Source organism: Cuniculiplasma divulgatum (assembly GCA_031200235.1).
GTDB lineage: Archaea > Thermoplasmatota > Thermoplasmata > Thermoplasmatales > Thermoplasmataceae > UBA509.
The window spans coordinates 698,024-711,335 of record CP133595.1 but is presented as its reverse complement, the minus strand read 5'-3'; the positions used below and the strand labels follow the sequence as shown (position 1 = coordinate 711,335).

At 46.4% G+C, this 13,312-nt stretch carries 15 protein-coding genes and 1 tRNA gene; 11 read left to right on the top strand and 5 right to left on the bottom strand.

Annotation, left to right across the window (positions count from 1 at the left end; translation table 11 throughout):
- Positions 1-302: 302 nt before the first annotated feature.
- The 3 genes from RE469_03865 (at position 303) to RE469_03855 (ending at position 2,584) form a co-directional block, all read left to right on the top strand.
- On the top strand, positions 303-746 hold the full coding sequence (locus tag RE469_03865) for an Lrp/AsnC family transcriptional regulator (GenBank protein WMT45334.1): 444 nt from the start codon (positions 303-305) through the stop codon (positions 744-746).
- A gap of 637 nt (positions 747-1,383) precedes the next feature.
- A tRNA-Ser gene (locus RE469_03860) sits at positions 1,384-1,467 on the top strand.
- A gap of 292 nt (positions 1,468-1,759) precedes the next feature.
- Positions 1,760-2,584: a helix-turn-helix domain-containing protein gene (locus RE469_03855; protein ID WMT45333.1), complete on the top strand. Its 825-nt coding sequence runs from the start codon at positions 1,760-1,762 to the stop codon at positions 2,582-2,584.
- Positions 2,585-2,638: 54 nt separating this feature from the next.
- Here RE469_03855 and RE469_03850 read toward each other — a convergent pair whose 3' ends face one another.
- Together RE469_03850 and RE469_03845 are read right to left on the bottom strand one after the other, a co-directional pair.
- Positions 2,639-4,072, bottom strand: coding sequence for a hypothetical protein (locus RE469_03850; GenBank protein WMT45332.1), 1,434 nt, complete (start codon positions 4,070-4,072; stop codon positions 2,639-2,641).
- On the bottom strand, positions 4,062-4,808 hold the full coding sequence (locus RE469_03845) for an ABC transporter ATP-binding protein (protein WMT45331.1): 747 nt from the start codon (positions 4,806-4,808) through the stop codon (positions 4,062-4,064). Before RE469_03845 ends, RE469_03850 begins: the two co-directional genes overlap by 11 nt.
- A 220-nt stretch (positions 4,809-5,028) precedes the next feature.
- Here RE469_03845 and RE469_03840 point away from each other — a divergent pair, with 220 nt between their 5' ends.
- From RE469_03840 to RE469_03820, 5 genes are read left to right on the top strand one after another with little or no spacing between them, the layout of a single operon-like run.
- On the top strand, positions 5,029-5,481 hold the full coding sequence (locus tag RE469_03840) for a 30S ribosomal protein S19e (GenBank protein WMT45330.1): 453 nt from the start codon (positions 5,029-5,031) through the stop codon (positions 5,479-5,481).
- Positions 5,482-5,491: 10 nt separating this feature from the next.
- Entirely contained in the window at positions 5,492-5,833 is a 342-nt protein-coding gene (locus RE469_03835) for a DNA-binding protein (protein ID WMT45329.1), read from the top strand.
- Between the two features lie 2 nt (positions 5,834-5,835).
- Entirely contained in the window at positions 5,836-5,991 is a 156-nt protein-coding gene (locus RE469_03830) for a 50S ribosomal protein L39e (GenBank protein WMT45328.1), read from the top strand.
- An 8-nt stretch (positions 5,992-5,999) separates the two neighbouring features.
- The gene (locus RE469_03825) at positions 6,000-6,269 is read left to right on the top strand and encodes a 50S ribosomal protein L31e (protein WMT45327.1); all 270 of its coding nucleotides are present in this window, start codon (positions 6,000-6,002) and stop codon (positions 6,267-6,269) included.
- A 4-nt stretch (positions 6,270-6,273) separates the two neighbouring features.
- Entirely contained in the window at positions 6,274-6,924 is a 651-nt protein-coding gene (locus RE469_03820; GenBank protein WMT45326.1) for a translation initiation factor IF-6, read from the top strand.
- Positions 6,925-6,992: 68 nt separating this feature from the next.
- On the opposite strand, the gene pyrE is transcribed toward RE469_03820, so the two are convergent.
- A complete protein-coding gene (pyrE, locus tag RE469_03815) occupies positions 6,993-7,514 on the bottom strand; it encodes an orotate phosphoribosyltransferase (protein WMT45325.1) in 522 nt (173 codons plus the stop codon).
- 54 nt (positions 7,515-7,568) lie between these two features.
- Here pyrE and RE469_03810 point away from each other — a divergent pair, with 54 nt between their 5' ends.
- The 3 genes from RE469_03810 to pyrF all read left to right on the top strand — a co-directional run bounded on the left by RE469_03810 (position 7,569) and on the right by pyrF (position 10,923).
- A complete protein-coding gene (locus RE469_03810; GenBank protein ID WMT45324.1) occupies positions 7,569-8,993 on the top strand; it encodes an MFS transporter in 1,425 nt (474 codons plus the stop codon).
- Between the two features lie 85 nt (positions 8,994-9,078).
- A complete protein-coding gene (ftsZ, locus tag RE469_03805) occupies positions 9,079-10,221 on the top strand; it encodes a cell division protein FtsZ (GenBank protein WMT45323.1) in 1,143 nt (380 codons plus the stop codon).
- A 63-nt stretch (positions 10,222-10,284) separates the two neighbouring features.
- Positions 10,285-10,923 carry an orotidine-5'-phosphate decarboxylase gene (gene pyrF, locus RE469_03800; GenBank protein ID WMT45322.1) on the top strand — a complete coding sequence of 213 codons (639 nt, stop codon included), beginning with the start codon at positions 10,285-10,287 and terminating at the stop codon, positions 10,921-10,923.
- Here pyrF and RE469_03795 read toward each other — a convergent pair.
- Both RE469_03795 and RE469_03790 read right to left on the bottom strand, forming a co-directional pair.
- Positions 10,915-11,868: a CobD/CbiB family cobalamin biosynthesis protein gene (locus RE469_03795; protein ID WMT45321.1), complete on the bottom strand. Its 954-nt coding sequence runs from the start codon at positions 11,866-11,868 to the stop codon at positions 10,915-10,917. The two genes, pyrF and RE469_03795, sit on opposite strands and share 9 nt — an antisense overlap.
- Complete coding sequence (locus RE469_03790; GenBank protein ID WMT45320.1) at positions 11,865-13,301, bottom strand: cobyric acid synthase; 1,437 nt, start codon at positions 13,299-13,301, stop codon at positions 11,865-11,867. The genes RE469_03795 and RE469_03790 overlap by 4 nt, the downstream gene beginning before the upstream one ends.
- Between the last annotated feature and the right edge of the window lie 11 nt (positions 13,302-13,312).

The window sequence follows — 13,312 nt, the reverse complement described above, 5'->3', positions numbered from 1 at the left end:
TATGATAGATGGTATTTTTCATTCAACTATCAGCCAATGACCAACCCAGTGAGGGATATTGACTGGCATTTGTCATCAGTATGTATTTTTTCACTTAAATTATGATTTTATGTAATCCGGTGAATTTTCTAATTCGTTTACCAGCTTTGGGATAGAATATGAACAATATTTATATAATTGAGCAAAATGCTATAATTTACCGTGAGAATTTTAAGAAATAAAATAACGATGTGTGAATTTTTTTTGATATATATTGATCTTTTGTAAAGATGACTTTAAGTAGTAATAGTATTTTATTGATCATGCAAGGAAAATTAGATGCTAAAGATCTTCTGATTTTAAACCACCTTAAGGAGAATGGTAGAGACAAAATCTCAGAAATATCATCCAAACTTGATATTCCGCGCGCAACTGTTTTTGAGAGAATGGAGAAGTTACGAAGGGAAGGTTTCATTAAAAGATACACGCTGGATATGGACTATGATAAGCTTGGTTACAGCATCATGTCATATATTCTCATAGAATTTGACTTCAGGTCTCCAGTGAATCATAGAGAACTGGTTGAACAGATTGCAAAGCTGGACAACGTGATTTCTGCATCCATAATAGCGGGAAACTGGGACATAATCGTACTTGCTGTTGCACGCAACATGAAAGAACTCTCCGACCTTGTGCTGGAAAACCTCAAGGGAATGAAGGGGATATCAAAAACCCTGTCCGTTCCGGTGTTTGAGCACATTAAGTAACTATTCTCCATTACTCTTGAGGAGAATGGATATACCGGTAGGAAAACGTTGACCCAGTTTGAATTCTGCTCTCTGCATAATAATACAATTCAGTATAACATATCATATTCCATACAGATGAAGGCATTTACGGTGTATCATGGCAATGGGAAATCGTTTAAATTTTGATTTTTTTAATTCTATACAAGCAATGCTGCCTTAAAATTATGATACCGTTAGGAGTTTGATGGAAGCAGTAAAACCCTCATGCTTTAGCATGGAGATACACGGGTCCCCATTAACGGAAATAATATAATTGAGAGTGGCATTCCATTCTGTCCACACCTGGAATGGTAAGGCACTCTCACGAAGAGTAAGACGGTTAAGCTGGACTGAATGTTCGCAAGAACACATTGATTCCAGCGGCATGTTCTCCGTGAGGAGAATGGATAAATGCCTCAAGCCCTCTGCTGGAATCAGGCTGTGGAGCGATGCCCGAAAGGGATAATGAATAGCCTCCTTCCCCTGGTGCGGGAATGTCAACCAGCCAATGTTGCGGTTCGATGAAACCATGCCTGCGGGCATGGGGGAAGACAGCAGCAAGTCCACTCCTTTAGGGATGGGCAGTTGAAATAAGTCACTGGTAGGGGGTAAGCAAGCTGGGATAGCCTAGCCTGGTAGGGCGCAGGTCTGGAAAACCTGTTCTCTTTGTAGATCGGGAGTTCAAATCTCCCTCCCAGCGCTTGACACGAGATTGAAACTCACTCCACCAGATGGAATAGCGGCTGGCCACAAACAAAAACATCGATAAAATTTCTCTACCATTAAATCAAAGGTCATGCAGAAATCATCATGAATTTTCTGAGCATTGTTGCACATGTTGGATGATGACGGAAAACCCGTGAGAAAGTAGCAAAGGACGAATCAATTACGGAAAATTAGGAAAAAAGAGATTCTGCATCGAATTCCGGGGATATGTTTGGAAAGTGGTTCAGAGGTTCAGAAGGTGTTATCTCCATGATGGAATTATCATAATGAAAGAAATGGCGGGAAGGGTTTCCCCAGAAATGAGGAGGGGCATTATTGAAAGATATTCTGCCGGGAATATTTCAAGGGCACAACTTGCCAGGGAAAACGGGATATCCGTATCCACAGTGAACCGTATACTGAAGGAGGCTGTTGCAGTTGATTCCGGAATCAAAGGAAAGGAAGCCGTTAAGCCGGATCAGGGTAATGAAAAACACGGAATCTATGATGAATATATTGAATATCTCGCATCCAATGGCATCAGCAGGGAAGACCTTATCCGCATCATTTCTGAATTGAAGGAAGTGGAGGCAAGATTCTCATCCAGTTCTGAGAAGGTACCGCAGGGTGAAGTTTCAGGGGGTCTATCAGATTACGTTTTCAGGGACTTTCTGGAATGGGTTGAAAACAGGAAGAGCCATGATCTGGAAGCCGCATCATTGTCATCCGAAATAAATCTGCTGGAAAACCAGAAATCCAGGCTGAAAGAGGAAATGGACAGTCTCAGTTCACGGGTGGTCAATCTGGAGATGTCTGTTGGACAGATGAGGCAGGAAGCACAGAAGGTGATTGATTCCGTATCCATGGCACAGGAAAGGATAAATGCCATGGAATCACGTTTAGCCGAAGATCGAGAAATGCTCGTTGTGGCGTCTGGCATTAACTGGATACTTAAGAATGGGGAAATCACAGATGAGACTCTGGAGTTCATCAGGAGATACCACAATCTCTGGGATCCTACAGATGGCGAGATCAGAATAAAGATCAGGAACGCACTGATCCAGGAAATGGAAAATTCACTTTCAAAGCTTAAAAGTGCTGTTTCTGCTTGATGTGATGTTGTGGCCCGCTTTAAGCGTCGCCCCCCATAATCATCTGCAAAGAAACTAAATAAATCCACGTTCAACCATTTTGTTTACACGCCTTGTCCAGTAGTTTTTCCTTGTGAGTATGAGCGCAAGAATCACTGCCATGAGGGCACTTAGATAAATAAGTGAAATGGGTATAAAAATTATGGAGAAGGCAATTATGTAGAATCCTATTACTGGCAGGATCATCAGAAACTGGTTGGCGCTGAACCTTGCCGGTATGTAATTTTCATCCTTCATCTGGTAAGGCCTGACAGAGAAAGCCATGAAAAGGTACACTCCCACCATGAATGGGCTTGCAATCTCGAAAACAGGAATGACCATGAGGGTGCCCTGCACCCCAAGAAGATACAGCGCAAAGCCTGCAATGGCTATTGGAATGCCGGCAATGGCAGCCTGGATCATTTTAGATATAATGAGCATGTTGACGTAGGATCCCGGTTCCATGGACATGAAGGATAGCCAGGCCCTTTCATATGCCATGGCACCTGAACTCATGATCATCTGCGGTGTCGACCCGAGGTATATGATAAGAAACATTGTAACAAGGTTGACTCCGGAGATTCCCGGAAAAGAAATATACTCCGAAGGTACAGCGTAATGCAGCATATAAATGGAATAACCCACTGCAATGGCGATGAATATGATGAAAACAACGGAAAACTGTATTCTCCTAGCAGTGGACTTTATGTTTCCCATTGAGCTTGCCCTGGTGGCAAGGCTTATCTGAGTTATTCCCAGCTTCAGGATTGCCATGTTTGGAGAGAGACCCTCATACCTGGAAGTTTTCCTGAAATTAATAGACTGTTTCCGTATTCCGGAAACACGGTATGGTAGATTCTCCCCTGAAAGGATTCTCACCGCAAAGAACATGCTGGCAATGGTCACGGGAAGAATTGTAATAAGGGACAGAACAGGATCGTACTTCAGGAAAGAGATTGCGCCATATTTGAAGCCAAGATAGCTGGAAAGTATCCAGAGCAGGGACACAGCTGCAAGTGGGATTCTCAGGAAAAGTGACCTGTCAGTCAGGACAATGCCAACAGAAACCGAGAACAGGGCAAGCAGGATTACATCAAGAATGGCAACTCCCACGAGGGCGGAATATCTGTAAATCCCAAGGATTGTTATGAGCGAAGCTGCCAGAAGTATGAGGCCCGACGCAAGGAACTGTGCTGTAAACAGGGCAGGAACCAGGTCCCTTCTCCGGATAGCTGATACCAGCAGGAATTCCTGGTCAGACTTTGTGACTGAAATTCCGCCAAAAATTATGGATATTGTGGAGAAAACACCTATTATAAGGGTGAAATAAAGGTCGCCATACAGGTATCCACTGCCAGCATCATTTCCTGACAGTGAAATCAGGGAGTACAGGAGCACAAACGCTATGACGGCGAAATAAGAAGCAGAAAACCTTGTCCTCAGGATGAGCTTCATTACCCTAGTGAACATCTGACATCAACCGCGCAACAATGGATTCAATGGGCGTATCCTTGGCTGCTTCAGCTCTGAGTTCGGACATGCTGCCCTCCCAAATTCTGTTTCCATGGGATATGATGAGGCACCTGTCTGTCAACCTCTCTGCTATTGACATTATGTGTGTGGACACGAGAAATGTTGCTTTCATGCCGGTAAGGAAACTGATAACTTTCTCCTGCGTTGGAATATCAAGATAATTGAGGGGTTCATCCATGAGGACAATTTCAGGATGATGTATGATGGACAGTGCCAGGGCCAGTTTCTGGCGGTTTCCTCTTGACAGCCTTGAGGTCCTGGCCTTTTCATATTCCCTGAGTTCCAGCAGATCGATGAGCGACTCTATTCGATTCGCAAGGTCAGGGGTGTTTCTTATGGCACCAATATATTCCAGGTTCTCCCTGACAGAAAGGGTCAGGTAAGGGCTTGCATCCTCGGGAAGATAACCCATCAATCTCTTTGCATCATAGCTGTTTGGAGGAAAACCCTTTATTGATAAGGAACCAGCATCCGGTTTCAGCATTCCAGCAAGAAGCTTAAGTGTTGTTGATTTCCCGGCGCCATTTGGGCCAATGAGTGCAACCCTCTCGCCACAGGGGATATGAAGGGTCAGTCCCTTGAGGGCATCCTGCTGGCCATAGCTCTTCCACACGCTATCGGCCGAAATGCAATAGGAACTGAACTGAAAACCCTGATTCTCTTCTATGTTCATAATCATGACTAACATAGTTCGGTGATATATAACGAATGGGAAATCATGGAGGGGTGCCTTCAGGACGTGGCAAACAGGACTTCCGGTTCGTTGCACATGCAGGTCAGTTTTACACCATGAAACCAAAACCTATGGGTGGCCGCGGCCATGAGGTTATCAAAAACATCAACAGGAAAGAATTATAAGCAGTTTTTAAATGCACCTTTATTCGTGATGTTAAATGGTAGATGTTAAGAAAGTGCCGCCAGATATGCTGCTGAAAAATCTGGCAGAAACGTTCAAGGGAGACAAGAGAGTGGAAGTACCTGAATGGGCTTCATATCTCAAGGCAGGAATACACAGGGAGAAATCATGGGAAGACCCGGACTGGTATTACAAGAGGCTGGCTTCCACCCTCAGGAAGGTTTATCTCAACGGGCCCATAGGCATATCCAAACTAAGTGAGGAGTACGGAGGAAGGGTTGACAGAGGTTCAATCAGTTACCATCCTGCCAAGGGGAGCCGCTTCATAGTCCGCAAAATGCTTCTTCAGCTGGAATCACTGGGTTACGTCAAGAAGGACAGAAAGGGGAGAATGGTTTCTCCGCAGGGCTCGTCCGTCCTTGATAAGGCATCAAAGGAGGTTATGAAGAGCCTGGCGCAGTCAAATCCATCTCTCGAGAAATATCTTTAAGTGATGGGGAATGGACAGCGACGATGAGCTTGAGGAACTGAGAAGAAGAAAACTGCTGGAAATGCAGAGAAATTCGCAGGAACAGCAGGAAATTGAAGAACAGAGGAGAATGCAGGAGGCCGAGAAGGCCAGAAAGCAGCAGATTCTCAGACAGATACTTGCTCCGGACGCGAGAGAGAGGCTGGCGAATGTGAGGCTCGTGAGACCAGACCTTGCTGAGAACGTCGAGAACCAGCTGGTGCAACTTGCATCAATGGGCAGGATTAACCGCCTGCTGACCGACAGTGACATAAGGGACATACTGGCAAAACTCACAGAGAAGAAAAGGGAAACAAGAATAGAGAGGAGATAACATTGAGCAGAAACAAGGAACTTGGAAGAAAGATCAGGCTGATGAAGAAAGTAAAGGAAAACAGGCGAGTTCCAGGCTGGGTAATGATGAAAACCGACAGGAGAGTAACCACGAACCCAAGAAGAAGGAACTGGAGAAGGGGCAATCTTAAACTGTAGGTGAAACAATGGTAGAAAATGAATATTCCAGTGAAACCATAATGAATATACCACTCAGGGGAACCAGAGATTCCTCAAGGTCCAGAAGAGCGGATACGGCCATATCCATGATAAGGGCGTATGTCTCAAAGAACACGAGAATTGAGGAAACAAAGATATGGATAGATTCCAGAGTGAACGAAGATATATGGAAAAGGGGCAGGGAAAATGTTCAGTCAAAGATCACTGTAAAGGTTATTAAGCTCCAGGATGGAACGGCTGAAGTATTGTTGCCCTGATTAAATGATTAGAAAAACATCTATTCTTAGAAGTAATTTTATAGGCGTATATGCCCGCGTCTGGGAAGACGTGGCATTCGTGCCTGTGCCAATCGAAGATGATTCTCTCAGAGATATTGAGGAAGGGCTTCAGGTTCAAACTGAGAAGATACTCATAGACAATTCCAATCTCATAGGAAGCCTTATGGTTCTCAATTCAAGGGGCATCATACTTCCTGTAAACAGCGAGAAGCTGGATCTCGATCTGGCATCGGGCAGGAACATTCTTTATCTTAAGGACCGCATAAATGCTGTGGGGAATGACATAGTCGCAAACGATCATGCGGCAATGGTGCACAGGGGATACACGGCATCCTCAATAAAGAAAATAGCCGATACGCTTGACGTTGAGGTCGTGAAGGGAACCATTGGGGGGATAAAAACGGTGGGATCCGCATCGGTCCTCAGCGCCAAGGGAATGCTTGTAACTCCGGACGCTGATGAGGAGGAAATGAAGTTTCTTTCCGATCTTTTCAAGGTCCCGGTCAAATCCGGAACGGCAAATTTCGGGAACATGTATGTGGGCTCATCAATACTTGCAAACAGCAAAGGCGTTCTGGTTGGCAAGGATACCACACCTGTTGAAATTGGCCGAATAGATGATATCCTGTCCTGATGGCAGTAGCTATGCTGTGTGCAGGCTGGATATATCAGTTATCTCGGCTTATGGAAGCTTACCGCAATTCATCTGTTCCTGAGTTCCGATATCCTGAAGATGGGATGAAGTTCAACGCCGTTTTCTGACAGGAGTTCCTTTCCGCCTTCTTCACGGTCCACAACGCAGTATGCCCTCGTGGCGATCCCGCCAGATTCCCTTATGAAGTTCACTGCCTTAAGGACTGAGTTTCCGGTTGTAACCACATCCTCAATTATATCCACTCTCTCATCAGGCACTATCTCTCCTATATTCAGCTTGCCTGTGCCGTGCTTTCTTTCCTTTCTTATGATCACATAGCGAATTTTTCCTGACAGGGATGTGGACACGAGCAGCGGAACAGCACCAAGCTCCATTCCAGCGATCACCTTTGCAGCTACCATCTGGCTGAAAATTTCACCGATTGCCTCCACGACCTGGGGATCTGTGGCTGCATCCTTGATGTCCACATAATAATCAGACTTCTTGCCGGAAGTGAGCACAAATTCACCAAACTTTACCGCGCCAAGCTCCAGAAGCCTATTTCTCAGAAACTCTTTCCTGCTTTCCATCCAGGGGTAATAATTTAAAGCCTTAATTAAATACCCCACGGCAGGTCAATTCCATTGAACAGTTACGGGAAAAGGATTCTTGCAGTTACTGGAACAGGTTCATTCCTTTCAGTCATAAATTCCTCATCACTTCTCATAGCAATACCCGCCATTATCCGGAGCCTCCACGTAAGCTTCTTCATGGCAATATGGATCATCGTTGTCTATTCACTTGCATTGACCGTCCTGACTCCTGTCCTTGGAAAGTACTCTGACATAATAGGAAGAAAACGCCTCTACTCCTCCGGTTACATTGTGTTTTTCATTGGTTCACTGATATCCTCCATAGCCACAGGGGGAGACGTGCTTCTGGCAGGGCGTGTTGTCCAGGGAATAGGTGGTGCACTTCTCTTCTCAAACAGCCTCGCAATACTCACAGACAGTTTCGATGCGGCTGAGCTTGGTGAAGCCATGGGCATAAACGCCGCAATTGTAGCGCTGGGGACATCCATTGGCCCCCTCGTTGGCGGGCTGCTCACGGAATTCAACTGGCGATATATATTCGTATTCAACATGCCCATTGCCATATATGGCTTTATAGCATCAACCGTAACAATAAGGGAAATACCCAGAAAGATTTCTGCCCACATTGACCTTCGTGGGGCAGTGCTCCTGTCCCTCACGATTGTTGTAGCAATTGTTCTTATGACAGTCCTGCCGGGAATATCATTAAGATCCTGGATATTCATAAGCCTGCTTGTTGCACTGGTACTGTTTCTCTCGCTGTTCTTATATCAGGAAAGTTTATCCCGGCGCCCCATAATTGATCCAACCCTATTCAGGATCAATGCGTTCAGGGACTCCATAATCGCACTGGTGGGAGGCTCAATCGCAAGATTTTCGGTGCTCTTCTTACTCATACTGTTCCTGCAGGGCCCCCTTGAAAAGGATCCACTCACCGCAGGGGTACTGGTAATACCCTTTGCCGGTGCCATGGGTATTTTCAGCTTTCTTTCAGGTTACATCAAGGGAAAACTGTCCCCGTCCGGCATGGAATCACTTGGCCTCATGCTCTCTGGCCTTGGTGCCCTGTTACTTGCGGCCGTTGCCTTCAGGGCATCAGATTATGCCCTTCTTGGCATGGCAATGGCAGTGGCTGGGGCTGGCAGCGGGCTTTTCTACACGCCCAACAGCACTGTGACCATGCTGTCCGTTCCTCCCGGGAAGAGGGGAGAGACTGCAGGCGTGAGAACCCTTATGCTCAATCTTGGGTCTGTCCTTGGCCTTACAATTGTTTTTATGGTGATCTCAGCCTACGTGCCGGGATCCATTGTTGATTCAATATTTCTTGGGATAACAACGCCTGCGGTTGAAAATTTCACGGGGGCATTCATCCACGCAACACAGATAGCTTTCATAATTGCTGCAGTATTCTCGCTTATCCCTGTTCCACTGGTGATGCGTTCCAGATTGAAGCGGAAGCTGTCAGACAGAAGATGACAGACGCTGGATCACATAAGTCAAGGCTTTTGTAGGTTTGCTATGCACAAAAATTATATATTCATTTTATTATCTTATCAGACATATGGGCGACATAGTTGATCTTTTGTTCAAGTCCGCCATGGATAATGTGGAGGCGGAAAAGCATGTGCAGTCCCAGGATGAAGAATTTTTATCACCCGAAGACAGGGAAATCGCTGAGATAGCCAACAGGCTCAGGGTAAGAATAAAGATAATAGGCTGCGGCGGCGGAGGCTCCAACACCATAAACCGGCTGGCCGGAGAAGGCATTGCCGGTGCGGATCTTGTGGCCCTCAACACAGATGCAAGCCACCTTTCCACCATAAGGACAAGATACAAGATGCTCATCGGCAAGAAGAGGACAAGGGGGCTGGGGACCGGCGCAATACCGCAGATAGGTGAGGAAGCTGCAATGGAAGACCTTCCCGCAATCCAGAAACTGGTTCAGAGGACTGACATAGCCTTTGTCACCTGCGGTCTTGGAGGCGGAACAGGCACAGGTTCAGCTCCTATTGTGGCCAAGAGTGCAAAGGATGCTGGTTCACTGGTGATCTCAATAGTCACATTGCCCTTCACGGCCGAGGGAAGAATAAGAATGGAGAATGCGGCTGCGGGGCTTGAGAAGATATCGCAGTATTCAGACACAGTCATTGCCATTCCTAACGACAAGCTTCTGAAGGAGGTCCCAAAGAAGCCAATAACAGAGGCCTTTGAGTACGCAGATTCAGTGCTCTCCGAGGCTATGAAAGGCATCACGGAACTCATTACAAAGACAGGGCTCATAAACCTGGACTACGCTGACATAAGGACAATAATGAAGGACGGCGGCGTAGCAATGATTGGAATTGGCGAGGCTGCAGGCGGGTCCAACAGGGTAATGTCGGCAGTCAATGACGCCATCACATCGCCACTTGTGGAGGCCGACATATCCGACGCAAAGAACTGCCTCATAAGGGTCATAGGGGGCCCAAGCATGACAGTGAGCGAAGCAGAGAATGCAATGGCCGAGATACAGAAACGCATAAACAGGGATGCCAGGATCATATGGGGCGCCAATGTTGATCCGGAAATGGGAGACAGAATCCGTGTGCTTGTCCTGCTTACAGGGGTTAAATCTCCATACATGATATCCGGGTCCAATGAGGCAAGGAACATAAGGAAGCTTCTTGGGGACATCAGCGAGGATTCAGGAATAGACATGGTGTGATGCCGGAAACGGCACCCCCATGGAAATGATTTTTAACCCACTGTCCATCTTCTCAGGGTATAATTGGAATCGAAACTTGTTGTAGCGCTGGATCTCATGAAGGAGAGTGACCTGATTGAGATGGCAGCTAAGATTGGATCCATGGTATTTGCAATAAAACTGAACTGGCCTGCAATACTTCTGTCAGGATCCAGAATAATCAGGGATGTGTCTCGCTATTCACGTGTCATATGTGACTTCAAGGTTGCGGACATACCAAACACAAATTCCCTCATAACGGAGAAAGCGCTTGAAATGGGAGCATGGGGGATTATCTCCCACTCATTCACGGGGCACGATTCCCTTCGCGCTGTAATTGAATCCGCAGGCGACATGAAGGTTTTTTCTGTTGTCTCAATGAGCCATCCCGGATCAGCGGAATTCATAAACCCGAATACAGACAGGCTTGTGGAAATGTCAGTCCGTGCCGGTGCAGCAGGCTTCATAGCACCGGGAAACAACCCTGCAGAAATAGCCCGGATCCGAAAGATGGCTCCGGGAAAGATCATAATGACCCCCGGCGTGGGAGCGCAGGGGGGGAAGGCAGGGGACGCAATACGTGCAGGCGCAGATCTTGTCATTGTGGGAAGATCGGTATACACATCCGCTGATCCTGTTAAACAGGTGGGCAATCTCAACATGGAGATTGATTCCTCAGTTTAGCGGGTAAAATCCGCCAAAGTAGAGCAGCAGTATTATTGGCAGGACTACCAGGACCAGCATCACGTAGAATGCCACATAATATACGCGCATTGCCCTTCTTATGTCACCGACGGAAGGATCAAACCCACTTTCATTCATCACGTAATGGCCAACTCTCTCCATTCTCAGGTTGAGCGATGCTGCCATGGCACCTATGACCCATCCCTCACCGGGGCTGTCAGTGGCAAGCCTCATGGCCTTGAAGGGCATATTGCTCACTCTGTAGTTCAGGAACTCTGAACCCAGCAGTATGAGAAATGCAGATACCCGCGCGGGAATGTAGTTCAGCATTGTATGGAATACTGCCGGCCAGTGCCCGAAATAAAAGTTCCTGCGATTTTTCTGCCCAACCATGCCGTCAAGGATATCGACCACCCTTGCCACCAGTGATCCTATGATCCCCAGTACTGAAAAATAAAACAGGGGTGAGACCACCTCATTCAGCAGAGTGTTGGATATTGTCTCTATCACAGCTGAAGCTATATGGGGGGAATCCTGGCCTGATAGATCTCTTTTCACTATGTGAGATGCATACACAGCAGCATCCTCAACAGCACCGCTCTCCAGAGATGTGATTATGGGATTGACCTTATCGCTCAGGCTGGTTATGGAAAAAAGCCCCTTGAACAGGATAATGCCAACGATTGCCTGAATAATCAGCACTCTTGAAACTAGTATGAGCAAACCGGTGAATGGAATGGCAAAAAGCACAGAGATGAATATTGCAAAAAAGGCTCCTGCAGCCATACGGTGGCTGTAGGTTCTGAAAAACGTCTCAAAGAAAGTTGAGACCCTGCGGATAAGCGTCACAGGACTGAGATATTTCCTGGGATCGCCAAAGACGAAGTCAAGCACTACTGCCCCGATAAGGACGGTGATGGTGATTTCAAGGGATGCAGGATTCATGACAAGGTTCTCTTTATTACGTCAAGATCGATGCTCTCAATAAAAGCTTTGGTGAATAAGTCTATATTTTTTTCCATTTCGCTTTCGTAATCCATCTTAACTGGCATACCTGAAAGCAAAGAAAGGATATTGTTGTGTTCAAGAACGCCGTGAATATTGGTTCCCATGACATTTCCAGATTCCGATACTGCGCCTTCCGGACCGTGATCTGTCAGGAGAAACGGCCTTGATCCTGTGGTGACCGTTCCATAATGAATCTCGTATCCCTTCCTCATAGCCTTGTTTGCCCCGTCGTTATAAGGTCCATAAAGCACAGTCCTCACTGTTTTCTCTCTGCCATATACTGTACTTGTATCCAGAAGCCCAAGTCCTGTCAGTGATTTTCCACACACCTGTATTCCAGCTGGATCTTCAATATTATTTCCAAGCATCTGAAAACCGCCGCATACGCCAAGAATCTTCCCACCGGCCGAAGCATGATGCCGGATTATATCCGCAAGTCCTGTTTTTAAAAGGAATTCCATATCACTCTCCACATTTTTTGATCCCGGCAGCAATAGGGATCTGCAACCGGCTGAGTAATACTGTTCTGGCGAGGTTATATACGTGAATCCCACGCCAGATGTTATGAGGGGATCAACATCACTGTAATTCTCCATCTGAGGATAGCGTATGACACATATTCTACCACCCGGCGATCCCGACTCCCCATAATCGAGGGAATCCTCTCCAGGAAGTCTGAAGGGAGTAAATGGCATGACACCTATAACCTTCTTCCCGGTGAGTTTTTCAATATCTTCAATGCCGCTCTTCAGCAGATCTGCCGATCCCCTCATCTTGTTAATAACGATCCATTTGAGGAGATCCGGCCTCTGCATCAATTTCACAGTACCATATATGGAGGCAAAGACTCCTCCCCGTTCTATATCTGCAACAAGAACCGCAGGTGTGCCATATATTTCTGAAACAAACATGTTGGCCAGATCCCGCTCGAAAATATTGATTTCAGCTGGAGAGCCTGCACCTTCTGCCACAATAAGATCGAACTTTTTTGCGAGATAATCCAGCGATGATTTAACAACGTTCTTTCCCTCAGAGGAAAGGAATTTTCCGTAACTCTTCTGATCCATGGTTCCCATGCTCTTCCCGAGAACTATGACCTGTGACCTTCCATTGCCCTCAGGTTTCAGCAGGATTGGATTCATCTCCTTTTCAGGCTCTGTTCTGGAAGCTCTTGCCTGAAGCCATTGTGATCTTGATATCTCATATCCTCCCTCTATGGATACGGAGTTCAGTGACATATTCACAGACTTGAAGGGGCTCACCCGAAAGCCCAGATCAGAAAAGTACCTGCAAAGGGCCATGGCAATGGTGCTCTTACCGGAGCTGGATGAAGTTCCAACCACCTGCAGGATACGGGGTCTGTTTTCCATAAATGCTGAAT

Excerpts from the sequence above, each read along its gene's own strand:
- RE469_03795 (WMT45321.1), bottom strand. The coding sequence starts at position 11,868 with ATGAATCCTGCATCCCTTGAAATCACCATCACCGTCCTTATCGGGGCA.
- RE469_03855 (WMT45333.1), top strand. The coding sequence starts at position 1,760 with ATGAAAGAAATGGCGGGAAGGGTTTCCCCAGAAATGAGGAGGGGCATT.
- RE469_03840 (WMT45330.1), top strand. The coding sequence starts at position 5,029 with ATGGTAGATGTTAAGAAAGTGCCGCCAGATATGCTGCTGAAAAATCTG.
- RE469_03820 (WMT45326.1), top strand. The coding sequence starts at position 6,274 with ATGATTAGAAAAACATCTATTCTTAGAAGTAATTTTATAGGCGTATAT.
- RE469_03825 (WMT45327.1), top strand. The coding sequence starts at position 6,000 with ATGGTAGAAAATGAATATTCCAGTGAAACCATAATGAATATACCACTC.
- RE469_03845 (WMT45331.1), bottom strand. The coding sequence starts at position 4,808 with ATGAACATAGAAGAGAATCAGGGTTTTCAGTTCAGTTCCTATTGCATT.
- pyrE (WMT45325.1), bottom strand. The coding sequence starts at position 7,514 with ATGGAAAGCAGGAAAGAGTTTCTGAGAAATAGGCTTCTGGAGCTTGGC.
- RE469_03835 (WMT45329.1), top strand. The coding sequence starts at position 5,492 with ATGGACAGCGACGATGAGCTTGAGGAACTGAGAAGAAGAAAACTGCTG.
- ftsZ (WMT45323.1), top strand. The coding sequence starts at position 9,079 with ATGGGCGACATAGTTGATCTTTTGTTCAAGTCCGCCATGGATAATGTG.
- RE469_03850 (WMT45332.1), bottom strand. The coding sequence starts at position 4,072 with ATGTTCACTAGGGTAATGAAGCTCATCCTGAGGACAAGGTTTTCTGCT.
- RE469_03865 (WMT45334.1), top strand. The coding sequence starts at position 303 with ATGCAAGGAAAATTAGATGCTAAAGATCTTCTGATTTTAAACCACCTT.
- RE469_03790 (WMT45320.1), bottom strand. The coding sequence starts at position 13,301 with ATGGAAAACAGACCCCGTATCCTGCAGGTGGTTGGAACTTCATCCAGC.